Source organism: Fibrella aquatica (assembly GCF_041321135.1).
Lineage (GTDB): Bacteria > Bacteroidota > Bacteroidia > Cytophagales > Spirosomataceae > Fibrella > Fibrella aquatica.
In genome coordinates this window covers 906,474-931,102 of record NZ_JBGGWF010000001.1, presented here as the reverse complement: position 1 = coordinate 931,102, position 24,629 = coordinate 906,474, and the positions used below count along the sequence as shown (strand labels likewise).

21 protein-coding genes are annotated in these 24,629 nt (G+C 51.6%); 14 read left to right on the top strand and 7 right to left on the bottom strand.

Annotated features, from left to right (window positions below; genetic code table 11):
- The first annotated feature begins 39 nt into the window (after positions 1 to 39).
- From ACAW87_RS03510 to ACAW87_RS03465, 10 genes are all read left to right on the top strand, one after another.
- The gene (locus ACAW87_RS03510; protein ID WP_370721759.1) at positions 40 to 852 is read left to right on the top strand and encodes a DUF5672 family protein; all 813 of its coding nucleotides are present in this window, start codon (positions 40 to 42) and stop codon (positions 850 to 852) included.
- Positions 836 to 1,867 carry a glycosyltransferase family 2 protein gene (locus ACAW87_RS03505; RefSeq protein ID WP_370721758.1) on the top strand — a complete coding sequence of 344 codons (1,032 nt, stop codon included), beginning with the start codon at positions 836 to 838 and terminating at the stop codon, positions 1,865 to 1,867. The genes ACAW87_RS03510 and ACAW87_RS03505 overlap by 17 nt, the downstream gene beginning before the upstream one ends.
- Complete coding sequence (locus ACAW87_RS03500; RefSeq protein ID WP_370721757.1) at positions 1,867 to 2,868, top strand: hypothetical protein; 1,002 nt, start codon at positions 1,867 to 1,869, stop codon at positions 2,866 to 2,868. The genes ACAW87_RS03505 and ACAW87_RS03500 overlap by 1 nt, the downstream gene beginning before the upstream one ends.
- A 99-nt stretch (positions 2,869 to 2,967) precedes the next feature.
- Entirely contained in the window at positions 2,968 to 4,068 is a 1,101-nt protein-coding gene (locus ACAW87_RS03495) for a glycosyltransferase family 4 protein (protein ID WP_370721756.1), read from the top strand.
- A gap of 24 nt (positions 4,069 to 4,092) precedes the next feature.
- Positions 4,093 to 5,007 carry a glycosyltransferase family 2 protein gene (locus ACAW87_RS03490; protein WP_370721755.1) on the top strand — a complete coding sequence of 305 codons (915 nt, stop codon included), beginning with the start codon at positions 4,093 to 4,095 and terminating at the stop codon, positions 5,005 to 5,007.
- Positions 5,000 to 6,373, top strand: coding sequence for an O-antigen ligase family protein (locus ACAW87_RS03485; RefSeq protein WP_370721754.1), 1,374 nt, complete (start codon positions 5,000 to 5,002; stop codon positions 6,371 to 6,373). The genes ACAW87_RS03490 and ACAW87_RS03485 overlap by 8 nt, the downstream gene beginning before the upstream one ends.
- An 8-nt stretch (positions 6,374 to 6,381) precedes the next feature.
- Complete coding sequence (locus tag ACAW87_RS03480; protein ID WP_370721753.1) at positions 6,382 to 7,539, top strand: glycosyltransferase family 4 protein; 1,158 nt, start codon at positions 6,382 to 6,384, stop codon at positions 7,537 to 7,539.
- Between the two features lie 30 nt (positions 7,540 to 7,569).
- Positions 7,570 to 8,745, top strand: coding sequence for a glycosyltransferase (locus ACAW87_RS03475; RefSeq protein WP_370721752.1), 1,176 nt, complete (start codon positions 7,570 to 7,572; stop codon positions 8,743 to 8,745).
- Between the two features lie 61 nt (positions 8,746 to 8,806).
- The gene (locus tag ACAW87_RS03470; protein ID WP_370721751.1) at positions 8,807 to 9,940 is read left to right on the top strand and encodes an acyltransferase family protein; all 1,134 of its coding nucleotides are present in this window, start codon (positions 8,807 to 8,809) and stop codon (positions 9,938 to 9,940) included.
- A 32-nt stretch (positions 9,941 to 9,972) separates the two neighbouring features.
- Positions 9,973 to 10,833, top strand: coding sequence for an Rpn family recombination-promoting nuclease/putative transposase (locus tag ACAW87_RS03465; RefSeq protein ID WP_370721750.1), 861 nt, complete (start codon positions 9,973 to 9,975; stop codon positions 10,831 to 10,833).
- A gap of 110 nt (positions 10,834 to 10,943) precedes the next feature.
- Here ACAW87_RS03465 and argC read toward each other — a convergent pair whose 3' ends face one another.
- The 3 genes from argC to ACAW87_RS03450 are packed head-to-tail and all read right to left on the bottom strand — an operon-like array spanning position 10,944 to position 14,417.
- A complete protein-coding gene (argC, locus tag ACAW87_RS03460) occupies positions 10,944 to 11,924 on the bottom strand; it encodes an N-acetyl-gamma-glutamyl-phosphate reductase (protein WP_370721749.1) in 981 nt (326 codons plus the stop codon).
- Positions 11,921 to 13,180, bottom strand: a complete 1,260-nt coding sequence (locus ACAW87_RS03455; protein WP_370721748.1) for a glycosyltransferase family 4 protein — start codon at positions 13,178 to 13,180, stop codon at positions 11,921 to 11,923. Before ACAW87_RS03455 ends, argC begins: the two co-directional genes overlap by 4 nt.
- 22 nt (positions 13,181 to 13,202) lie before the next feature.
- Positions 13,203 to 14,417: an argininosuccinate synthase gene (locus ACAW87_RS03450; RefSeq protein WP_370721747.1), complete on the bottom strand. Its 1,215-nt coding sequence runs from the start codon at positions 14,415 to 14,417 to the stop codon at positions 13,203 to 13,205.
- Positions 14,418 to 14,576: 159 nt separating this feature from the next.
- On the opposite strand from ACAW87_RS03450, the gene ACAW87_RS03445 reads away from it, so the two are divergent.
- The gene (locus ACAW87_RS03445) at positions 14,577 to 15,503 is read left to right on the top strand and encodes a DUF389 domain-containing protein (RefSeq protein ID WP_370721746.1); all 927 of its coding nucleotides are present in this window, start codon (positions 14,577 to 14,579) and stop codon (positions 15,501 to 15,503) included.
- A gap of 55 nt (positions 15,504 to 15,558) precedes the next feature.
- Here ACAW87_RS03445 and ACAW87_RS03440 read toward each other — a convergent pair whose 3' ends face one another.
- The 3 genes from ACAW87_RS03440 to ACAW87_RS03430 form a co-directional block, all read right to left on the bottom strand.
- Positions 15,559 to 16,260, bottom strand: a complete 702-nt coding sequence (locus tag ACAW87_RS03440; RefSeq protein WP_370721745.1) for a GNAT family N-acetyltransferase — start codon at positions 16,258 to 16,260, stop codon at positions 15,559 to 15,561.
- Positions 16,261 to 16,602: 342 nt separating this feature from the next.
- A complete protein-coding gene (locus tag ACAW87_RS03435) occupies positions 16,603 to 17,973 on the bottom strand; it encodes a sensor histidine kinase (RefSeq protein WP_370721744.1) in 1,371 nt (456 codons plus the stop codon).
- Between the two features lie 108 nt (positions 17,974 to 18,081).
- A complete protein-coding gene (locus ACAW87_RS03430) occupies positions 18,082 to 19,455 on the bottom strand; it encodes a sigma-54-dependent transcriptional regulator (RefSeq protein WP_370721743.1) in 1,374 nt (457 codons plus the stop codon).
- A 169-nt stretch (positions 19,456 to 19,624) separates the two neighbouring features.
- Between ACAW87_RS03430 and ACAW87_RS03425 the strand changes: the two genes are divergently transcribed.
- Both ACAW87_RS03425 and ACAW87_RS03420 read left to right on the top strand, forming a co-directional pair.
- A complete protein-coding gene (locus ACAW87_RS03425; RefSeq protein ID WP_370721742.1) occupies positions 19,625 to 21,331 on the top strand; it encodes an ArnT family glycosyltransferase in 1,707 nt (568 codons plus the stop codon).
- 81 nt (positions 21,332 to 21,412) lie between these two features.
- Positions 21,413 to 22,906: a peptide MFS transporter gene (locus tag ACAW87_RS03420; RefSeq protein WP_370721741.1), complete on the top strand. Its 1,494-nt coding sequence runs from the start codon at positions 21,413 to 21,415 to the stop codon at positions 22,904 to 22,906.
- A 67-nt stretch (positions 22,907 to 22,973) separates the two neighbouring features.
- Here the strand turns inward: ACAW87_RS03420 and ACAW87_RS03415 are convergent, their stop codons facing one another.
- Entirely contained in the window at positions 22,974 to 23,315 is a 342-nt protein-coding gene (locus ACAW87_RS03415) for a winged helix-turn-helix transcriptional regulator (protein WP_370721740.1), read from the bottom strand.
- Positions 23,316 to 23,657: 342 nt separating this feature from the next.
- On the opposite strand from ACAW87_RS03415, the gene miaA reads away from it, so the two are divergent.
- Complete coding sequence (gene miaA, locus ACAW87_RS03410; protein WP_370721739.1) at positions 23,658 to 24,551, top strand: tRNA (adenosine(37)-N6)-dimethylallyltransferase MiaA; 894 nt, start codon at positions 23,658 to 23,660, stop codon at positions 24,549 to 24,551.
- The last annotated feature ends 78 nt before the right edge of the window (positions 24,552 to 24,629 follow it).

Below are 24,629 nucleotides of genomic sequence, written 5' to 3'. Positions count from 1 at the left end.
CAGTCAGCCCAGTTCTTCTTTACCTATCTCCCTCTATTCGTGCGTGTTTGCATTGTTATTCCGGTTTATAAAGCAACGCTGACTCCTTACGAAAGCGTAGCTTTAACGCAGTGTATGCGCGTTCTGGGCCATTTTCCGGTCATTTTCGCCAAGCCGGCTTCACTCGACCTAACGCCGATCTTACAAACGCTACCCGCCTCGGTACAAACCCGATCATTCAGCGACCATTATTTTAAGTCGGTGCAGAGCTACAACCGGCTGATGTTGGCCCCCGCTTTCTACGAAGCATTTACCGATTTCGACTACATACTTATTCATCAGTTAGACGCCTTTGTTTTTCGCGACGAATTGCTCGACTGGTGCAAACGCGGATACGATTATGTGGGTGCTCCCTGGCTTCGCGATTGTGACTTTACCAGTTCCTGGGCCGAACACTGGTTCAACGCCAAAAAGCAAGTCGCCCTTTGGCTGAACCTTCGAAAAGAAGACGGCATAACACCGCGCGAAATCACCACCCTTAACGGAGTTGGTAACGGCGGACTATCCTTGCGACACGTGGCCCATTCGCTTAAAACGCTACGCCGCATGCAGAAGCGGCTGGCCAGTTACGAAGCCATACCCATGCATCAGTTCAATGAAGACGTGTTCTGGGGTGTGGAAGTGAACCGCTATTGGCCACACTTGAACGTACCTGACTTCCGAACGGCTATGCACTTTGCCGTTGAGTTTTATCCCGAACGGGCTATCTCGGTATACAACAAAGGAAAGCTACCCTTTGGCTGTCACGCCTGGGATATTCACGGTACCGACTATTGGCGACCTATCTTTGCACAGTATGGATACACCATCTGACCAGCGGCCCAGCCTCTCTGTAGCGCTCTGCACCTACAACGGTGCATCGTACCTGCGCGACCAATGGAATAGCCTGCTGGCACAGGAATGGATTCCCAACGAACTGATCGTCAGCGACGATGGTTCGACCGATGGCACGCTGGCTCTAGTCCGCGAACTGGCCCAAACAGCCCCTTTCCCGGTAACTATTCTGGCCAACGAAAAGCCCCTGGGCTACAACGGCAATTTCAGTCAGGCCATCGCTGCCTGCACCGGTGAACTTATTTTTTTGTGCGATCAGGACGATGTCTGGTTTCCGCACAAAACCCGCACCCTGGCCACGTACCTGATCAATACGCCCCAACACGATGTTGTTTTTGGAAACGCCACCGTCGCCGATCAGCACCTGACACCAACTGACCGGCAATTCTGGGATGTAGTTCGGTTCAGCACCAGCGATCAGCAGGGCTGGCAGGAGGGCGGGGCTATGCACGTGCTGCTTAATGGAAATCGGGTGATGGGCTGCGCTATGGCGTTTCGCCAATCGTTTCGGCAACGGGCGTTACCTGTTCCGGGCAACGTACCTGGCGGCTACGTCTATGATGGCTGGCTGGCGCTGGTAGCCGCCGCCACCAATCAGATCGGGTTCGTGGCCGAACCGCTTCAGCTCTATCGCACCCACCCTAAACAGCAAATTGGCGTGAAACCACCCGAAAACGGCCCACCCGTTCGTTTTCTAGATCGCTTCAACCGCGACCGGATGCTGAAACTAGCCCCGTTTCGGCAAAAGCAAGATAACTGGCAAACGCTTCTGTCGATGTTAATCGAACGGGTTGGCCCCAAAGCACAGGGATTAGCCCAGTTGCAACACCGGCTGAACCACACCGCAATGCGGGCTACCTTACCCAACAACCGGGTTGGGCGATTACTTCCTGTGTGCCGGGCTTTGCTGGCGGGACACTATCACCGGTATGCCGATGCCGACGCCAATCGGCTTGCACCTTTTATCGCCGCCGCTGGCGACCTTCTCGAATAATGCTGCTCACCGTCTGTACCATCGCTCAACTGCCGCAGGCCCTTGCCCTTGGCGAAAGCTTTACCCAACATCACCCAAATCGCCGATTTATCATTGGCCTAGCCGACGACCCTGCCCGGTTGCCTGCCAATTGGGTGTCGCCCTACCCACTATTGACCCTCAGCGAAGCGGGCTTGTCGGCAGGGGAAGTGGCTACGTTGTCGGCCCGATACACGCCAACGGCCTTTCGGGCGGCTTGTAAACCGGCATTCATCCAGGCAGCGTTTAAACAGACTGGCCCCGAAGGGTTACTCTACCTAGACCCATCGGCCATGGTTTACCATTCGCTGAATGAGCTGTTTGCGCAGATAAGCCAGCACAGTATTGTCTTGAATCCACACTGGCTAACCGCCCCCGCCGACGATCGACAACCCGACGAAAAGCACCTTCAGAACGTAGGATTATACAGCAGCGGACTCATTGGTTTCGGGCCCCATCCCGATACCGAAAAAATGCTGTCGTGGTGGAGAAGCCGCACCGCCGACCGGGCTCACCTGAATTTCTGCGAAGGGCAATGCCTGGATCAACTCTGGCTCATGCACGTACCTGCCTTGTTCGAACAAGTACGTATAGTGAAACAGGCAGGGCTACAAGTGGCTGTCTGGAACCTTCCCCAACGCCTCCTAACGACTACACCCACGGGCTGGCAAGTCGCGCAACAGCCAAATGCTGTTCCCCTGCTCACGGCCGATTTCCTGGGATTGATGCAGCCTGACCAGGGTTTATTTCAGCATCAGGATCGCCTCCGAATTAATAGAAGACCCGATGTTGAAAACCTGTTGAGCCTGTACAAAAAAACCCTTAAACCTCATCTTCTTCCCGACCTGAGCCAGGTAACGCCTGCCTACGGACAGCAACCAGAATCAATTGTGATACGCGGGTGGCAACGCTCGGCCAAACAGCGATTGCAACGCCTCAGCAACTGGATAGATAACGTGCCCGTGCCACCCATTCATCGCTGAGTAACAGGACCACTCGTTAGAAATTCTGGGAAAAACCGAGTGTTTTTGGCTAATTTGCGGCCGATTTCTCAGAAAAATACAAACACGCGTTCGTTACAAATGAAAGTACTGTATGACCATCAGGCCTTCACCGGCATGACCTATGGGGGTGTTACCCGGTACTTCTACGAACTAATGCAGGCGTATGCAGACCGGGATGATATTGACTTTGAGCTGTCGCTTCAGTTCTCAAACAACGAGTACCTCGACAAAGCTTCGTTCAGCAACCATCGTCGCTACGGCTTATCGCATTGGCGTAATGTTAGTCGATTAGCTTCAGCCGTAAATCGGTTATATAGCATCAAGCGGGTACGTACCGGCGATTTTAGCGTATTCCATCCCACTTACTACCACAATTATTTCCTGCGCAATCTGGGCAAAAAACCCCTGGTGGTCACGTTCCACGATGCCACCAGCGAACGCTACGGGAAGCAGTACCCTGATGTGGGTGAACATTTGACAGCCGCCAAGAAGATTCAGTTGGAACGCGCCGACAAAATCATTGCTGTCTCCGAATTTTCGAAACAGGAAATACTACGCTTTTTTTCGGTCGACGAACAGAAAATCGAAGTCATTCACCTGGCAACCGCATTCAGTCGCCAACGGTCGGCTATTCCACGCGTACCCGGTGCTTATCCGTATCTGCTTTACGTGGGTAAACGGGGGCTTTACAAAAACTTCGAGGCCTTTTTCCGCGCTCTGGCACCTGTTTTCAAGCAACACCCCGATTTGCACTTGATCTGCGCGGGCGGCGGGGCTTTCGACAATGCCGAGAAAAACAGCTTTCAGGCGTCAGGTTTCGGGAACCGGGTTCATTATAGATCCATCACCGACCTGTCGCTCTACGAACTTTACCATCAGGCCGAAGCCTTTGTCTTTCCCTCGCTCAACGAAGGGTTTGGTATTCCGGTATTAGAAGCTTTTAGCGCGGGCTGCCCGGCCATTTTGAGCAATCGTAGTTCGTTGCCCGAAGTAGGGGCCGACGCTGCCCTGTATTTTGACCCCGAGCAGGATGAATCGATAGCCCTTGCCGTTGAAAAAGTACTAACAGACAAGATACTACAGCAAGAGTTGCGCTTAAAAGGCACACAACGACTCGCTGATTTTTCGTGGGAAAAAACCGCCGCCAAAACGCAGTTTCTCTACAACCAGTTAAGCTGATTCTCTGACTTTTTAGACTAACCTGTGCCTACTTCATCACTCACCGATACACAACGTAAATCGCTTCATGGTTTCGTCACGGCTGCCCCCCAACCGCCCGGCCCGGCCCGGCTGTCGGGAGCGTTGCCCAGGCTTACGGTGGTGACTCCTTCCTACAACCAGGCAGAATACCTGGAACGGACCATTATCAGCGTGTTGAATCAGCAGTATCCGAATCTGGAGTTTTTTGTCATTGATGGCGGCTCTACCGATGGCACACGGGCCGTACTGGAAAAATATAGTGAGTACCTGACCGACTGGGTGATGGAAAAAGACAGCGGACAGACCAATGCCATCAATAAAGGGTTTCGCCGCGCCACCGGCGACTACGTTGCCTACCAGAACTCCGACGATGTATTTGCACCCAATGCCCTTTGGAAAGTAGCCGAAGCCTGGCAAAAATCGCCGGATACCGATGTTTTCTTCGGCGATATGTACATCATCGATGAGCAGGACGTTATTCTGGAAGAATTGCGCGTACCAACCTTCAGCGCGGGCTGTCAGGTATACGAAGGCATGCAGGTTTTTAACCAGTCGCTTTTTATCCGCCGTACTTTACTGTCCGAAAGTGGCTGGCTCGATGAATCGCTTCGGTTTGTGATGGATTACGAAATCGTAACCAGGCTAGGCGTTCAACCCGGTGTTCGGTTCCGGCACGTACCTGGCTTCTGGGGTGGATTTCGGATTCAGCCCGACGCTAAATCATCGCAGATTGCTGCTACCGTTGGTATCAGCGAACACAAGCAAATCAGCGAACGCTACCAACCCCAATTGGCCAGCCGACTAAGCGGAAACCTTTGGCGGCGTTACAGCCGGGTTCGTAAATTGCTTTGGTTTCTGGCCCGTGGGCAATTTCGTTACATCTACCACCGATTAACTCTACGTCAATCCAATGCGTAATTTCCTGCACAAATGGGCCATGATTCGAATATGCCTGGGCATGTTCATCGTGCTGGATGGCTCTCCTCTTTTTTTCTTCGTTAAGGAAACCCTGATGCTGGCGCCTGGAAATACCAACGTTACAGCCGCATTCCTCCTGATAGGGCTCGCAATGATGATTCCGAGTACAGTACTTAGGAAACTTTACATGCCCAATATGCCCGTTTTCAACGCTCTGATGGCTTTTGTTATCATGTGCGTACTGTATTCTTTCCTGTTCAACGAAATCGCGGTGGGAGAGCGTAGTAAAGATCTGATCTACTACGTGTTCGTCTTTATGTTCATGCTTCTGCTCATCAACGTACCCAATGAGATGACCCGGTATGTTATCGTTGTAGGCGTGTTTTTCACATTTATCTCCAATGTAGGTCTAGTTATCGCACTCATTACCGACCCCGACTGGACGCTGGGTCAACGGGCGGCTATCCAGTTCGGCGAACCCGGCGAACGCATGGGTAATCCGCACGTATTTTCCCGAAATGCACAGATCGGTTTATTGTGTTGCCTGATGTGGGGGAACCGGCGGGATCAATCGTTTTTCATCAAAATAATTGCCCTTTCACTCGTCATATTCAACATCATCATTCTGATGCTGACTTTCAGTAAATCGGCTATTCTATCCACCGTCGTCACGGCAGTTATCTACCTGCTGGTTAACCTGAGGCATTCTTCACCCCAAAAACTGTTTAAAACACTCACCAGCCCTATTTCGCTGATTGTCATTTCAATGCCTTTTATAGCGTTCATTGGCCTGGTTATCGTAAAACCAGAAATCTGGGAAATCATTACGCTGTATGGCGATATGATTTTCGGCAGGTTCAGCGAGAATATCCTGGCGCTGCTGGGTGCTGAAAACGAAAAAGGAGATCTGGCCGAATTTGATGGTTCATCGGTAAACCGCGTAATGAGCTGGACGTACGTGACCTATGCCGTGATGGGCGACCCCCTGGGGCTTATTATGGGCTATGGGTATAAGTTCTTCTTTATGGATATTCCTGTGCTGGAAACCCTGATCAATCAAGGCATTTTTGGCTTCCTGCTCTACGCTTTTATCTTTTATCAGTTAGGGAAAGAATCCCTTAAAGTGGCCTACTACGGAGGCAAAACCGAGGTTGAGGTGATGGCCGCTTACCTCTTTTTCCTGTTCCTGGTCAGCTATTTTACCAGTGGCCGACCCTACGAAATGGCAACGCTGCACCCACTTTGCCTGTTTACCCGATTCCTGGGCATCACTTATCCGCCCCAATTGTCGCGTGGGTACGTTGATGAAACTACCCCACCGGTCGACATTGATCAGGAGACACCACCAACTTTGCAACCTGCATAACTTAACCTATGCGGTTGCTTATCATTCACAACACGCTTTGGGCGCACTATAAGTCGTTGTTGTTCAGAAAACTAGCTGAACAAATGACGACTACAGATACCATGCTGGTCATTCAGATCGCCCTTACTGAAGGGCATCGGGCCGGGTTGGGCGTACCTGAAGCATCGGCGGTGGGGTATCCGTTCACGCTCCTCCATAATGGGCCACTCGAACAGGTTTCACTTCTGAGCCGCATTCGGGGTCTACTTAGCCACGGACTGGCTTTTAAACCGGATGTGGTCTTGCTGACTGGCTATTACGACCCAGCTCAACTCCTGCTTGGTCTGGTACTGAAAGCGAAAGGATGCCGAGTTGTTTTGCAGAGCGAATCGACCAGCCTCGATAATGCCCGAACGGGTTGGCGTGAACGAATCAAAAAAGCCTTCGTCAGCCTGTGCGACGGTTATTTCTGCTTCGGCACCCGCGCCGCCGACTACCTTGTGGAACTGGGCGCTAAACGGGATCGCATTCTGGTACAGAATAATGCCGTTGTCGATAACGCACAGCTACGGAAGATCTTCACCGAAGCTAAACCCAACCGACTGGATGTGCAGAGAGCCCTTCACCTGGCTCCCCACAACCTCATCTACGTAGGCCGCTTGATCGCCATTAAGAACCTGACCGCCCTCATCGATGCTTTTGCCACTGCCTGTCGGGTTAACTCGGCGGCTCAATGGGGGCTGATTTTGCTGGGCGAAGGCGATCTAAAAACGGCCCTTGAAGAACAGGTGCGTCAGCTTAATCTAACCCATAGAATTCACTTCTTACCTGGCTGCAACTGGCAGGAAGTCCCCCGATTTATGGCCCTGGCCGATGCACTGGTGTTGCCCAGCCAATCAGAACCCTGGGGTTTGGTTGTCAACGAAGCCATGGCCTGCGGACTGCCCGTACTGGTATCAGATCGCTGCGGGTGCATCGACGATCTGGTGCAGGATGGAGTCAACGGCTACCGCTTCGACCCTGACAAGACCGACCAACTGGCCGATCGAATTGGTCGCCTCATCACCGCCGCCCCCGACGATCTCGCTCAAATGGGTACCAAATCGGCTCGACTGGTAGAAGCCTTCAATCCTGACGTCGTTGGTAAAGCTATGTACAACGCCCTGCTTCGCCTTTCTACACATTAACCTCAATCGTCTGTTCCAGACAGTTTTATTATGCGAATTCTGAATATCTGCGCTTACACCTGGGCCATTGGTGGCCCCGCCCGCATCATCTATGATCATGCAGGTGTTGCTGTTCAGCGCGGTCATCAGGTCGATATTCTAAGCCCTATGTCGCCGGGCGATGAGCTTTATCCGGCTCCGGAAGGTGTTCGGATCATTCCGGTACTGCGTACGCCTCCTTTCAGCCGTGTATTCCGGGAGTATTCAACCCCGCTTTATCAGTACTTGAAAGCCCATATTCATGAGTACGACATCATTCACTGTCATGGAATCTGGCACTTCGGAAGCCTTGCCCCTTTTCTGATAGATAAGTCGGTTACGAAGGTGATCACCATTCACGGGTTGCTCGACAAATGGGCTGTCCGGCATAGCTATTGGAAGAAGAAACTGCTATCCATTGTGTTGCAAAAACGCCTGCTAAACCGGGCCGACCTGATTCAGATCAACAACACCGACGAACAGGGCGACCTAATCCGTTACCTGGGTCACCAGCATCCAAATGTGGTCATTATTCCGAACGGCATTCCCATGGCCGATTTCGAGACCTTACCCGCTACAGGTACGTTCAGAAAGCAGCACGGCATTCCTGACAAACAGCCACTCATTCTGTTCATGAGTCGCCTCAACATCAAAAAAGGCCTCGATCTACTGTTACCCGCTTTTCAGCAGTATGCCCAGCGCCACCCCGACGCGCTTCTGGTACTGGCAGGTCCCGACGATGGGTATCAGGCTACGGCTGAGGCTTTTATTCGTGACAATGGCTTAATAGGAAAGGTAAAGCTGGTGGGTATGCTGATGGATGACGACAAAAAAGCAGCCCTTGCCGATGCCAATGTATTTGTACTTCCCTCCTATTCTGAAGGCTTTTCAATGGCTGTGCTCGAAGCCATGGCCTCGGGCACACCGGCCATCGTATCAGACCGGGTTGGTTTTGGCGAAGTTATTCGCGAAACGGGTGCCGCCTGCCTCACCGACCTCACCCCCGAGAGTGTATTGGCTAGCTTGGAAAAAGTGATGCACGACGAAACATACCGGGAGCAGATACGCACGACCGGACAAAAGCTGGTTCGTCAACGGTACGACATTCAGGTTGTGGCCGATCAACTGCTCAACGCCTATCAATCGACCATAAACCGCCGCCTGACTAAGGATACAGCCGTAGTCTGAAACAACGCATAACCCTACCCGTTATCATCCCGACCGTCAGGGTCAATTAGTAACCAAGTCTATGTCTGCTCTCTTTCAGCCCAACCCAGTGCCCGAACCAATCATTGCTGCCGATATGCCTGCCCGGCAACAGCTGCAAACGATTCAGGCCGTGCGGGGGGTGGCAGCACTGACGGTTGTAGCTTTCCACCTCACTCAGTTTGTGGATGGTAAATATGGCGAAGCCTTATGGTTTGGCTTATTTGAACGGGGTTTCGCTGGCGTTGATCTGTTTTTCGTCATCAGCGGATTCGTGATCGTTTATACCAGTCAGGCCTATATTGGCCGCCCCGATACACTGCGAACGTACCTGACCAAACGGGCTATCCGCGTGTACCCGATCTATTGGCTCACCATTGCACTGATGACACTCTTGATGGCAATTAGCCTGTGGTTGCGCCCAGACGGAGTAGGCAAGGTAATCGCCGATCGCTGGCCCGGCCTCGATACCATTCTACTAACCCCCCATCACCATGCCCTGAACATTGTGAGCTGGAGCCTAAGCCACGAGTTGTTTTTTTACCTGCTCTTCGCCTGCCTGATCGTTTCGCGGAAACTGTGGGTGATTCCCGCCTTTTTTCTGGTTGGCACCCTCTATATGGCCCTAACCAAACAGGAATACATTGACGGACAAAGCACCGTATGGGCCTATTTCTGGTTCAATCCGTTAAATGCTGAATTTGCCCTTGGTGCCCTGATAGGCTACGGCTTTATCCACCATAAAGCCAGTAAATGGGAAGGTATCAGTGCCGCCCTGCTTGGTCTGGTATGGCTGTATAGTTTTGGTGATACACCCAACGAGTTTTTCGGCGAACGGCTACTGCATTACGGCGTAGCCAGCCTGCTGTTACTGATCGCCGTGCTCACTTACGAATACATACGTCATCCTAAACTTCCTCAGTGGATCATCAGTACCGGCGATGCCTCGTACCTGATTTACCTGATTCACACGCCTTTTCTGTTGCCGTTCACCCGTTTGTTAACGCGTGCTTTTCCTACCTATTCGGCCATAGGCGTACCGCTTGCCTGCTTTGCGTTGGTCATTGTGGTAACGTACCTGAGCATTCTAACGCACCGATTGGTCGAGAAACCACTAATGCGCTACCTCTCTGCTAGGCTACTGCCGAAAAGAAAAGCGGGGCCAACAGTGGCATAATATTTAAGTGTTGTTTCAGGTAACTTTACCACATGGAGGCCGGCGTTTATATTCCAATTATTTCCGATTATGGGTTCAAAGCTACCTTTGGCAACGAAGCCGACAGTTTGTTTCTTCGTACTGCGTTGCAGGCACTCATCAAGTCCGAAACACCTATTCGGGAGATACATTTTGACAAAAACTCTTTCGAAGCATTGACCGTTGACAGCCGAAGTGGCATTTTTGATTTGGCATGCACCGATGAAAACGGAAGTCAGTTTATTGTTGAAATGCAGTTAGGGCTAGCTCCGCATTTTGTGCAGCGCATGAAGTTCTACGCGCTCCACAAGTTTAACACCGTGGTGGAGCGTGGTGAGTTCGACTATGCTAATCTGCCTAAAATCTATGCTGTTGCCATTTTGGCGAAGAACATTCTGCCTATACCCTATTTTCATAATGTGTCTAATCTACGAAGTGAAAGAGGTGAAATCATTGATACCCAAATGACGTTTATCACGGTAGAACTGGCTAAGTTCAATAAGCAAGTAGCTGATATAGAGACTGATTTAGAAAAACTAGTTTACACCATGAAGACGATTCATACCACCCAACCTACGGAGTACCCGGCCTTCTGGAATGAGGAATGGCTCAAGCGAGCCATTGACGAATTGGATACGCGCAAGATGACCCCGGAGGAGCGGGCATATTTCGCTCGTGTGACAGCGGCTAACGCCGAAGCAGTGAAAGCTGAAAAGCAGAAAATTCAAGAAGCAAGAAACGCAGAGAACGTAGCAGTCAAAACTGAAGCAATAACCAGAGCATTAAAACGCGGAAAACTCACGATTCAGGAGATCGCTGAAGATAGTAGCGCTAGCATTGATTTCGTTCTTGAGATTCAGCGAAGACTTGCCTAACGTTCACGTTCAAGAAGACCCAACGTCCGTTCTGATAGTATGGACGCTTATGTTTTTGGCCTCTCAGGCTGATTCGTGTATGTTTTTGGCCTCTCAGGCTGATTCGTGCATTAAAAAGCAACCGGTTTAAGGCGTAGACCGGCATCTTCGGGAAGGCCAAACACGAGGTTCATGTTCTGCACCGCTTGCCCCGAAGCACCTTTTGTCAGATTGTCCATAACGCTTGTAATCAGCAGTTGACCATCGTGTACTTCCAGGCTTAACAGCACTTTGTTGGTATTGACCACCTGCTTCAGGTCTACCGGCGTATCGCTGACGTGCGTAAATGGGTGGGTGGTGTAGTAATTGCGGTACAGAGTCAGCGCTTCGGCCAACGTACCTGAGAATGGCGTGTACACATTGGCCATGATGCCCCGCGTGAAATCGCCGCGGTACGGAACAAAATTGATCGCTTCGCTAAAGCCCGGTTGCAGGTAGGTCAGGCTCTGCCTTATCTCGGCCAAATGCTGATGCGTAAATGCCTTGTAAACAGACAAGTTGTTATTACGCCAGGTGAAACCGGTAGTCGGCACCAGTGCCTGCCCTGCTCCGGTGCTTCCCGTTACGGCGCTGATATGAACAGCATCCACTAAACGACCCTCGCTAGCCAACGGAAGCAGCGCCAGTTGAATAGCCGTGGCAAAACAACCGGGATTGGCAATCCGGTCGGCCTGCTGAATACGTTCGCGCTGTAACTCAGGCAACCCATAGATAAACTCATTGGTCTCATCGCGGAAGTCGGTGCTGAGGTCAATGATCGTTACGTGTTCAGGTACGTCGTTGTCGGCCAAGAACTTAGCTGATTGGCCGTGTCCTGAGCAAAGAAACAACACATCCAGCTCATCCTGTTGCACGAGTGGCTCCGTTTCACCACCGCTGAATACCAGATCAGTATCGCCCAGCAGGTCGGTGTGCGTGGCCCAAACGGGTTTCCCGGCCTGACTTTGGCTGTGCACAAAAGCAAGGGTAACAAAGGGGTGATTGATTAATATACGGAGCAGTTCGCCGCCGGTGTAGCCTGCGCCACCAATAATACCTGCCTGAATGGTCATGAATTTGAAAGGTTACGATACACGTCGATGTGCTGACGGGTAAATTTTTCCCACGAAAACAGCTTGGCCCGCCGAAGGGCGTTGGCCCGAAGTTCCTGCTGAAGATCGGTAGAATTAATTACATTGATAATGGCCTGACAAAGTGCGTCGCCATCGGTAGGAGAAACGGTAATAGCCGCGTCGCCAACTACTTCGGGCAACGACGATACATCAGATGTAATGACGGGTAGCCCACATTGCATCGCCTCGAGTGGCGGCAAACCAAACCCTTCGTAGAGCGATGGAAACAGAAATGCCGTAGCTCCACTGTAGAGTGCCGCCAGTTCTTCGTCGGGCACGTAGCCCGTGAAAATCAGGCGCGAAAGTAACTGCTCACTAGCCCTGATTTCGGTGAGCCACTCGTCCATTTTCCATCCTTTCGTACCTACCAGCACCAGCCGCAACTCGGTCGGAATGGCATTTTCGGCCACGAGCCGGGCAAAACACTGCACCAGATGCCGAATGTTCTTTCGGGGTTCGAGGGTGGCAATACTCAGCAGATAAGGCTGGTCGTGGATGCCATACCGTACCTGTGTAAGGTGAAGACGATCGGGATCAGCAACAGGGTAAAACAACCGCCGCGAAGCCGCCAGATAAATGGGCGTAACCCGCTCGGGATCAAAACCCGTATACTCGCAGAAATCGTCTTTGGTTGCCTCCGATACAGTGATCACATGCGCATCGCTCGATAAGGTACGAATGGCCTGCTGCACCGCCTGCTCACCGGAAAGAAACCACTCGGGGTGGTGAATTGGAATTAAATCATTGACCGTCAATACCTTCTGAATTCGCCGATCACTGCCAATGTAATTCGGAATGGCAAAAAACGGGGAATGGTAAACCGTTTTATTGGGGTATCTATCCAGCGAAATGCGCGATGAATCAAGGCCGAAAGCTCTCCGACCCGTATAAAATACGTGGCGAAAAGCCTTCGACATAAAGCTACGGGTGTCCATGCCACGCAGCATATTTTTCTCCCACTCAGCCAATTGCAACTCACCAGCCCGGTTCGCAAAGGATAAATTGCGGTCCGGCATCACATCTTCGACCCAGCGTAGTGTTTCACTCAGATGGGTAGGCGCTGCCAGCGATAGCGACACATCGGGTGAGTCGGCCAACCCCCGCACCAGGTGCTCGGCAACCCGATTCACGCCGGTACGGGCTTGTGGGTGGAAATGACCCAAGCCCAACAGACTGGCATCAAAGACGATATCCAAAGTGGTAATGGATGGTGGATACTTAGTTTCCTGCTTTTACTTTTTCGTAAATCATCACCTGATTCGACGCTACTTTCGAGAAGCCACGCACATCATCACCGGTCCAGGCGTTGTTCATCTCCCCATACGAGCCAAACGTCGACGACATTAGATCGTATGTTGATTCGATGCCCAACACAGTGAAGCGGTATGGAGCCAATTGTACGTACACCTCACCGGTTACATGCCCCTGCGTATCAGACAGGAACGTTTCGATGTTGCGCATGACAGGGTCCATAAACTGACCTTCATGCAACATGGTACCGTAAAAATTGCCCAACTGCTCTTTCCAGGTTAGTTGATGCTTGGTCAATACGTGCTTCTCCAGCGTGTGGTGTGCTTTGATGATGATCAACGGTGCCGGCGCTTCAAAACCAACGCGGCCTTTGATACCAATAATGGTATCGCCCACGTGAATGTCGCGCCCAACACCGTAAGGACCCGACAATTCGGTCAGGCGTTGGATTGCCCCTACCGGATTATCAAATGTTTCACTGCCGAACGCTTCGCTCTTGATGCCTTTCAGCTCACCGTGCGTAAACGTAAGCGTAATCACCTCTTCGCCCGACTTAGTAATGGGTGTTGGCCAGGCCGATTCGGGCAGATAACCGTTGGATGTCAGCGTTTCTTTGCCGCCTACCGATGTGCCCCACAGCCCTTTATTGATTGAGTAAGCTGCTTTGTGCCACTCCTGATTAACGCCTTTGCTTTTCAGATACTCAATTTCGGCCTCGCGCGATAGCCGCAGGTCACGAATTGGTGTGATGATTTCGGCTTCGGGAATAATGATCCGAAAAGCCATATCGAAACGTACCTGATCATTACCCGCCCCGGTTGAACCGTGTGCAATAGCCGACGCACCAATTTCGCGGGCGTACTCGGCCGCCGCAATAGCCTGAAAAATACGCTCGGCCGACACACAAAGCGGGTACGTATTGTTTTTCAGCACGTTACCGTACACCAGAAACTTCAGACATTCCTGATAATACGCATCCGTTTTGGTTACTACAGCGTGTGAAACAACACCCAGCGAATAAGCCCGCGCCTCAATGGCAGCAAGTTCATCTGCCGAGAAACCGCCTGTATCGACCAGTACCGAATACACGTCCATACCCCGATCTTCAGTCAGGTATTTTACACAGAAAGAGGTGTCTAAACCCCCACTAAATGCTAATACAACTTTTTGTTTGTCAGCCATTTATCAAACTATTAATCGCAGCCACCTGAATGGACCGTTATACAATATACTCGCTAATGCGCCTACAAATATCGGCTACTTAGGCGGATTATTAGCCCTTACTATTAACAAATGCCTATCAGACAGCGTTGAAACCACACGAATTATCAAAGCCGCGCCATGCACCGCACCTTCAGCGTTTCTCTTCCATCCAATTGCACAGATGAACTCATCGGTCAACTTCATAACATGCCCAACGTGATTGGGATGAACGTTGAACGGGGCATCTCAATCAAACCCGTTGGTGATGTTTTGACCTTGCACGTGCTTAACCGGGGCACCGATGCTGTCCTTCAATGCATTGCTGTTGTTTGCGCAGAGAAACCCTACTCCATAGTCACGTCTGAACTAGCTTCACTGATCGACCCAGCCAATCATCAGCGGATAGAGAAAGACTATGATGAAGCAATTTGGGAGGAGATGGAAGCCAGCCTGCGCCACAATGGCCGCCTTACCACAAATTACATCATGTTGATGGGTATTGGTGGTATGATTGCCGCTGTTGGCCTTGTCTCTGAACCGGCACCGCAGGCGGTAAGTTTCATGGCAGCTTCTGTGCTTGCTCCCGGCTTTGACCCGCTGGCAAAAATAGCATTGGGAATAACCCACCGTCGGCTACACTTGATCGGTTATGGTCTTCGCAACACGTTGCTGGGCTATCTTACGTTGATCATCGCGGCTGGGCTGGCGTTTTGGCTTATGCAACTGACCGGAGCCACTACAGCCGCCGAGTTTACGAGCAACCCGGAGATCAAGAGCCTATCAGAACCTGGCACCAAGCAGATCCTGCTCTCTATAGGCGGAGCTATTGCGGGCGGCATCATCATTGCCTCCTACCGGGATAGTTTTATTCCCGGGGCACTCATGGCACTGGTTAGTATACACTCGGCCAGCATGATCGGTGTGAGTCTGGCTATAGCCGACTGGCCTAACGCCTGGCAGGGAGTTGAACGATTCAGCCTCGATGTGTTGCTGGTTATTGGGTGCTGTTACGTTGTCTTTAGTCTGAAACAATGGTTTGTCCATCGCCGACGGCCGATTGTGTAATTAAAAAGGCGGTGACCAGTTATGATCACCGCCTTTACTATATCCGCCTTTAAAGCTACGCTGCTTCCAGTTCGCGCTCCACTTTTTTGGCAGCCGGGCGATCGTGGAAACGGAGCAGTACACGCTCTTTCAACCGCTGCCAGCGTTCGTAAAATTTCGAGTCTTTAATAAAATCCCAGGGAGCTTTCTTATGATCTTTCTTCTCTTCAGGATCATACAGCATGCCCGTACACAGGCAATGCTTCCGTTCTGTACGCGTCAGAATATCGTAGTTAACGCATGTTTTACAGCCTTTCCAGAAGGCATCATCACCCGGCAACTGACTGAGCGTTACAGGCTGATAGCCCAGGTCGCTGTTAATTTTCATCACCGCGAGGCTGGTTGTCAGGCCAATGATTTTTGCATCCGGATAACGGGTACGTGACAGCTCAAATGCTTTTTGCTTAATATGAGTAGCCACGCCGCTTTTGCGATGGTCGGGGTGTACAATCAGGCCTGAATTGGCCACGAACTTGCCGTGTTCCCATGTTTCGATGTAGCAGAACCCCACCCACTCGCCGCCCAGTGTTTGGGCAACAATTGCTTTCCCTTCCAGCATTTTCTGCATCAGGTAAAGCGGTGAGCGTTTGGCGATGCCGGTTCCCCGCGCCTTCGCACTGTTTTCCATCTCGTTACAGATGGTATCAGCCAAATTGAGGTGAGCCTCACTGGCTACCTGAATGATGTACTGGTCGTTGATTACTTCTTGCGTGATCATCGTCATTTATTGAACGCTCGACCTCAACGGTCGATGGCGGCCTCAAACGGAGACGTTTTTTATCCGGATGGATGTGAAACCTGTAATTGAGAAAAAAGAAGGGGGCGAAATTGGCCTGCTACGTGGGCAGGACATAGTTATAGGGTCCTCACGGACCTGAACCGATAGGGCGTCGTGTGGCAAGAGGCCTGTATGTAAACGAGCTGGTTCATGTCTTGATTAAAACGAAGGCAATATTCGATAAATTACCCCATCTGTGCAATGCATAACAGAATTTTATCAGATTGGTTCGACCCTTTTTTTGTCTAACCTATTGTATAGACTCGAACGTACCTAAATAGTTTAAAACAGAAGACGAAATGTACTTCCTTTTTCTACGTTCGTACGCACGGTGAGTTGTCCGCCCATCTGCTGCATCATTTGCCGTGACAGACTCAATCCAATACCCGAACCTGTTTTCTTGGTAGTAAAGAAGGGAATAAAAATTTGGTCGAGCGCTTCGGGTTCAATGCCGGGGCCATTATCCGTCACATCAATCACAGATCGACCACCATCAGTTAACGCCTCAAAGCGAATACAGGGGTTATGCGTTTTTTCAAGTGCCTCGCCCGCATTCTTGAGCAGATTCAGCAAAATCATCTCCACCTGCGCCTCATCGGCCTGAATCGTGAGTGGTTCCTCCGGCAAGACAACTGTCATTGTAATAGATCTACCCTCAAATTCAGGCCGGACCAAGCCAACCACGCGCTGCATAATTGCCTGCACGGAGATGGTGCTTATCCGAGGTGCCGGAATAGTGGTGAAATTTCGGTAGGCGTCTACAAAGCGCATAATCCCTTCGCCACGCTGGGCAATGGTGCTTAGCGCGTCCCCCAAATCGTTGACCGCTTCGTGAACAACCTCGGCATTGGCTAAAACGGGTGGTATACTGTCGGCAGGTGGTAAATTGGCTACAATATCATGCTCCAGAATGGCCTGCATGGTTCCGGTGAGTGAGACCAGAGGCGTTACGGAGTTCATAATTTCATGGCGCAAGACCTTGGTCAGGTTTTGCCAGGCGTCCACTTCTTTCTGTTGCAACTCCGACCGGATATTTTGCAGCGAGACCAGGGTAACCAACCGCCCTCGTAACCGCACATCGGTAGTGCGAATGGCCAGATCATTGCCACTCGCGGTGGTATAGGCAAAGGCCGCCTGCCGGTCGGGGCCAGTGAGGCGGGCGGGCAAGTCGGGGTATTGTTCGGTGAGGTCGGTGAGTAGGCGGAGCCGGTACGTGTCGAGCAACCGCAACGCGGCCTGATTCACCAGTTCTACCTGACCGGCGGCGTCAAAAGCAAGTAAGCCCACGCTCACGTGCTGCACAATGGTGTTGAGGTATTGCAGGTTGGCCTCTTTTTCGGCCCGCGCCTGCCTGAACGCTTCCAGCACTTCGTTGAACTGCTGGTTTAGCTGTGCAAACGACGGCCCCAACTTACTGTCGGCGTTGAAACTAATCGCAAAATCGGAGTACCGCACCGATTCCAGAAAGTAGGTCAACTTACGGTTGATGCCCGTTACATACTGATACAGATTCACCGCTACCATCAGTAAGACCAGGCTGGTGACGATCAGTACAGGCACTAACCGGCTGGCGGGACCAATATACACAACTGCCCCGGCCAGTAACCCCAGCAGCGCCATTCGCCAGCCTATACCCCACGCAAAACGATTCATTTTCTATAAAGTCTGGATAGTCGTTAAAAAGGAGTCCTGAGTCTGGAAAGTATCGCTAAAAAGACTCTCCAGACTCAGGACTCCTCTTCAACGACTATCCAGACTCAGTTACAACCCATACTTCTCCATCCGCCGGTACAGAGCTTGCCGCGACAGGCCCAGTTCGCGGGCTACGTCGGTAATATTACCACCGTGCTTTTGCATCGCCTGCTGAATCATGCGCCGCTCCATATCTTCGATCTGAAGCGTATCGCTACCGGGTAAACCTCCGCCGCTTTGCATCGCCGCCGGTGAGGAGCCAAAGAAAAAATCGTCGGGCGTCAGCGTGTTTCCGCGAGCCAGAATAACAGCACGTTCAATGGCATGTTGCAGCTCGCGCACATTACCAGGCCAACTGTATTGTTTTAAGTGCTTGATCAATTCAGGGCTGATTTGCCCCACCGGCCGGTTATACTGCTTTCGGTAGATGCGCAGAAAATGCTCGGCCAGCGGACCAATATCGTCGGGGCGCTGACGTAGCGGCGGAATGTGCAGCTCAATGGTATTGATCCGGTACAGTAAATCCTGCCGGAACGAACGATCCATCACCCGGTTGTTCAGGTCGGCATTGGTGGCGCAGATCAATCGTACATCCACGTTGCGTGGTTTGTTACTGCCCACCCGTGTCACCTGCCGTTGCTGCAATACGGTTAGCAAACGAGCTTGTTGCGCCAGCCCTACGTTACCAATTTCGTCCAGGAAAATGGTGCCGCCCTGTGCCTCTTCAAAACGGCCGGCCCGGTCGTCGCGGGCATCGGTGAAAGCACCGCGAACATGGCCAAACAACTCGCTTTCAAACAAACTATCGGGCAATGCACCCAGATCAGCACTAACGAACGATTTATCTCTACGAGTCGAGAGGCGGTGAATTTCGCGGGCCAACACATCTTTACCGGTTCCGTTTTCGCCCAAAATCAGAATGTTCGCATCCGTGGGAGCTACCCGTTCTATCGTCTCGGCAATCTGCCGCATGGCCGCACTCTGCGCAATGAAGCGGTCCGCCGACGCGGCATTTCCCGACCCACTCTTTTTCAGGGCCGCATTGCCATCGCCAGCGGTGTGTTTCCCGGCAATGGCAGTCTTGATGCTGTCAACAAGCTTCTCATTCTCCCAGGGCTTCAAGACAAAGTCAACCGCCCCGGCCTTGATGGCCCGTACGGCCATCTCAACATCGCCATAGGCCGTAAACAAGACCACCCGCGCCGTTGGGTCGGCATCCAGAATACGATCGAGCCAGTCGAAACCTTCTTTACCCGAACTGACATCACGGGTAAAATTCATATCGAGCAACACGGCATCATAGCGTGTATTTCCCAATAAGAAAGGAAGCTTATCGGGGTTCTTCTCAATGTCGACCTGACCAATGTGCCGCTTCAGGAGCAGCTTGGCCGCCAGCAACACATCGGGATCGTCGTCGACGATAAGGAGTTTAGCGGTTTGCATGGGGTAAAGATACCACGTAGAGACGCAAGATTTTGCGTCTCCCCTGCGTCAGCAATGTCTAGAAGGCGGTTCTTACCGGACCCAAATCAACTTCTCCTGTAGGCTTGCCTGTGTTGCTGACGCGAGCCGAGACGCAAGATGTTGCGTCTCTACATAATATCTTTACCCCATGCTTACCCCTGCTCCCCTGTCTAACCGACTATTTTATACCTTACTCGGGTTCATCGTTACCATTAATTTTACGGCGCTCTGTTTGCCAATTATGGAGCCTGATAATGGGCTCTATGCTACGGTGGCCAAGCGCATGTTCCTCACCGGCGACTACATCAACCTGTATTCATGCGAAGTAGAGTGGCTCGACAAACCACGTTTACCCTTTCTGCTGAATGTGCTGTTCATGGAAATTCTGGGCGTAACCACGGCGGCCTATAAGTTGCCCGCGTTGCTGTGTTTTTGTGGCAGCCTGTTCTACACCTATCGTTTTGCCCGCCTCAATTACCCGAAAGTAGTGGCCCAGGTGGCTACGCTGATTTTCGGATCTGCCTACCACGTTATTCTCTCGAATACAGATGTACGTGCCGAGCCATTCCTAACGCTGTTTCTTATTGGTCCTGCCTACCATTTCATGCGCGTCGTACAGGGCGGAAAGAGCTATCATTTGGTGCTGGGGTCGTTATTGACTGCCTGCGCCATGATGACCAAAGGGCCGGTGGTGCCCATTGCCTCGGTTGGGGCCGGCCTGGTGGCTCATTGTGCGTTCACGGGCCAATGGCGCCAACTCTGGCATCCGCGCTGGTTGCTGGCTGCTGTATTAACGGCGGTGTTCGTTTCACCCGAATTGTATGCCCTGTATCTGCAATTCGACGCCCATCCCGAGAAAATCGTATATGGTCAGTCAGGTACGTCGGGATTACGATTCTTTTTCTGGGATAGTCAGATGGGGCGCTTTCTGAATAATGGGCCGTTGCGTGGCAGCGGCGACCCGTTATTTTTCACGCATACCCTGCTTTGGGCGCTGCTTCCATGGGCGTTTCTAGTCTATGCCGCCGCCGGACGGGCCATTTTGGGGTTGGTTCGCCGCCAGCATCAGACCGTTGCGCCACCGTTGCCCGAATACCTGTCGCTGGGAGCCGGTCTGTCACTATTCATTCTGTTTTCGGCATCCCGGTTTCAGCTACCCCATTACCTCAACATTGTCTTTCCATTCTACGCCGTACTGGCTGCCCATTACCTGAGTCAGTTGTCGGCAACCGGGCTGCGCCGCTGGACCATTGCGCAAACGGTGATTGGCGTTCTGGCAGGTACGTTGGTCACGGGCATTTTGCTAGTGTATCAACCCGATCGACTATTGAGCGGTCTGGTCTGGATTGGCCTGATTGCGCTCTTGACAACCTTTGTTTTCTGGCGGTATAAACTTGGCTTTGGCAACCCCGTGGCCATTCTGACCGGACGCATGGTGGGGCTGATGGTGATTGTTGGCGGCCTGATCAATCTGTTTCTGTATCCGTCCATTATGCAATATCAGGCCGGTATGGTTGCGGCCGATTATGCCAACAGCCGCCCTGAGTTGCAACGTACCACCTGGTTTTATGGCGGCACCACCTACGGCGAAAGTTCCTGGTCATACGAGTATTATACCAAACAGCCCACGCATTATATCTATGCCGACTCTACCCTACGGCGCATCACCCGCCAAGGCCCTGTACAGGTACTGACCACCCCCCTCTACGCCGACTCATTAACCCGGCAGGGATTCCAGGTACGTCGACTGGCTTTGTTTCCCTATTACCATATCAGCCGTCTTACAGGCACGTTCCTGAACCCGGCTACCCGAGCCAGCACGCTGAAGGCCTACATACTGACGGAAGTTCAGTAACGGGCTTCTGTGCTATATTTAGGGGTTAAAATCTACAGACACCTGACCAACGGCCACTAAAACGCCTGCTTTTTCTCCTTCATGAACGTCACAACGCCTGCCCCTGCTGCCCAAACCGGTCATTCCACGGGCCTTTATGTCCTGTTCTTCACCGAAATGTGGGAACGCTTCAGCTATTATGGCATGCGAGCCATTTTGCTGCTGTTTCTGATCGATAATGTTCGGGGCGGCATGGGCCTCAGCGAGGTAGAAGGAGCCGCTATCTATGGCCTATATACGTCATCAGTTTACCTGCTCTCGCTACCGGGCGGATGGGTGGCCGACAACCTGCTTGGTCAGCGTAAATCAATCTGGTACGGCGGCATCATCATCATGCTGGGGCACATTATACTGGCCTTCCCGGCTGGCACGGCGGTATTCTATATGGGCCTTGCCATTGTGGCTATGGGAACAGGTTTATTAAAGCCAAATATCAGCTCAATCGTAGGCGAACTATATCCCGAAGGTGGTGCCCGGCGCGATGCTGCGTTCTCTATCTTCTACATGGGTATCAACCTTGGTTCACTGCTGGGCATCACAACGGTGGGTTATCTAGGTCAGAAAGTAGGCTGGCATTACGGTTTTGGCGCGGCCGCGGTGGGCATGGGTCTAGGCCTGATCACGTTCCGTACGTTAGGACAAAAGCACCTGGGGCACCTGGGCAACGTACCTGAACGCCCCGAAACCGCCACCCGAAAAGAAGGCGGAAATCGGCCATTAATCGCTTTTCTGATCGTACTGGTGGTCATGCTGGGCACGCTTCAGTTCACCGGTGTGCTGGATCTGACCACCGCTATTGGCCTGGCTCAGGCTATGGGTACCATTATTTCGCTGATTGCCGTCAGCTACTTCCTGTTCATTCTGCTGGCGGGCGGACTGACCACCGAAGAGAAAAAACGGGTGGTTGTTCTGTTCGTATTCTTTATTGCAGCGGCGCTGTACTGGGCTGGAAATGAGCAACAAGGCACATCGTTACAAATTTTCGCCGAACGCTATACCAACCTGAATTTCTTTGGTTTCGAACTTCCCTCAAGCTGGTTTCAGAACTTCAATCCGGCGTTTATCCTAAGCTTTTCGCCATTGCTGGCCATGCTGTGGGTTTTTCTGGCCAATCGTAACATTGATTATCCGGCTCCGGCCAAATTGGCTACGGGCCTGGTGCTGTTGGGATTAGCGTACCTGATTATGGTCGTTGCGGCCAAAATAGCGCTGACTGGTGTGCGTACATCGGCCTTGTACCTCACCTTTACGTACCTGTTTTTCACCCTGGGCGAGCTCTTTCTTAGCCCGGTTGGCCTGAGCGCGTTCTCGAAACTGGCCCCCAAGCGGTTTGCCAGTCAACTGATGGGTGTCTGGTTTGTGGGTACGTCGTTGGGCAACCTCATCGCCGGTTTATTTGCCGGTGGATTCGACGAAGAGAATGTATCGCAAATGCCCGCCCTGTTCCAAAGCGTAGCCTATTTTGGCATAGGAGCCGGCCTGCTGATGCTGCTCTTCACCAAACCCCTGAAACGCTGGATGGGCGGTATTGCATAAGCAGCTTATAATTAAACGCGTAAAGCCCGCCTGTGAGTTTGCAGGCGGGCTTTACGCGTTTGATACACTATTCGGCGGGCAAAAAATGCTTACCGATTTCTTTGATCTGTAGAAGTATAGGCATTACTGCTACACCACGTTCCGAGAGCCGATACTCGACCCGTGGAGGCACCTCATTATAGGATTTCTTCTCCAGCACCCCCAGCAACACAAGCGCCTTCAGTTCCTGGATGAGGACTTTCTCACTAACATCGGGAAGCAGTCGCCGTAGTTCACTGTAACGACGCGTTTTCTGGCCCAAATGCAACAGAATAAACAACCGCCACTTACCACAAACAACCTCCAATGCTTTCTTCACAATAAGCCGTTCTTCTTCGGCCATCAACTCCGGTTGAATTCTCTCGTTCATTTTGGTTGTGTAATCGCCACCCATTCTGGCAACGATTTCAGATTAGTAAAAAATTAGAGGACGTAACAAAGCTAAGGGTTGTTCGTTACGTTGTTCATAAAAAAGCAGAAACATTAACAAAAATACCCTTAAATATAAACAAAAGTAAATATTTCAATATGAGCGTACTACAAAAAAATCCCGGTTGGTTACACCACCATCATAGCCGGTTAACGGCAGGAAGTATTTCGAGTCCCTACCAAATCTATCATCGCTCTGTTGCGTTCTTAAATCAGTGAGTGACTGAATTATAACCTGAAGCCAGTAGTTTAGTAGCCAGTTTCTATTATTGATAATTTCCCTGTGAGTAAGACGGTTGTTGTAATCGCCGGCCCTACGGCTGTCGGCAAAACGGATATCTGTGTTCGGTTGGCAAAACGGCTCAACACCGTCGTTGTGTCCGCCGATTCCCGGCAACTTTATCGTGAACTGACAATAGGTACAGCCAAACCCTCGGCGGTTGAACTGGATAACGTACCTCATTATTTCATTGATTCTCACAGTATTACAGCACCCATAAGCGCCGGTCAGTATGAACGGGAAGCACTGGCTCTGCTCGATACACTCTTCAAAACCCTCGACCTGGTGATTCTGACGGGAGGAACAGGCCTCTATATAAACGCAGTTCTCAGGGGTTTGGATGAGATGCCGGAAGGTGACCCAGTCCTGCGTGGTCAATTACAGCTTCAATTTGAAGCCGAAGGCATTGCTCCGTTACAAGCCCGACTCCTTCAGCTCGACCCCGCCTATGCTGCCCTGGCTGATCTGAACAATACACAACGGGTAATGAGGGCGCTCGAGGTGTGTCTCACCACCGGTAAACCGTACTCGTTGTTCCGGCAACGGACTGCTACAGACCGCCCTTTCGAGACGAAACTGATTGCCTTGCAACGACCCCGTGAAGAACTATACGCCCGCATTGACCAACGGATGGATTCCATGTTGGCCAACGGACTGATTGATGAAGTGAAGGGGCTGGCTGATTTCCGACATACGCCCGCTTTGCAGACGGTAGGCTATAAAGAGGTGTTTCCCTTCCTCGACGGCGATTGCGATCACAGCACAATGGTGGAGACACTCAAACGCAACTCGCGCCGCTATGCCAAACGGCAGCTAACCTGGTTTCGGCATCAGAACCAATTTCAGTGGTTCAGCCCCGATGAGGAGGAAGGCATCCTGAAAGCGATAAACGTCTAACGTTCAGGGTCTAATGTTTCAAGTTGCGTTGCTGTTATCATTTGTTCGATGTAAAGCAGCGTAACTTTAAACATTAGA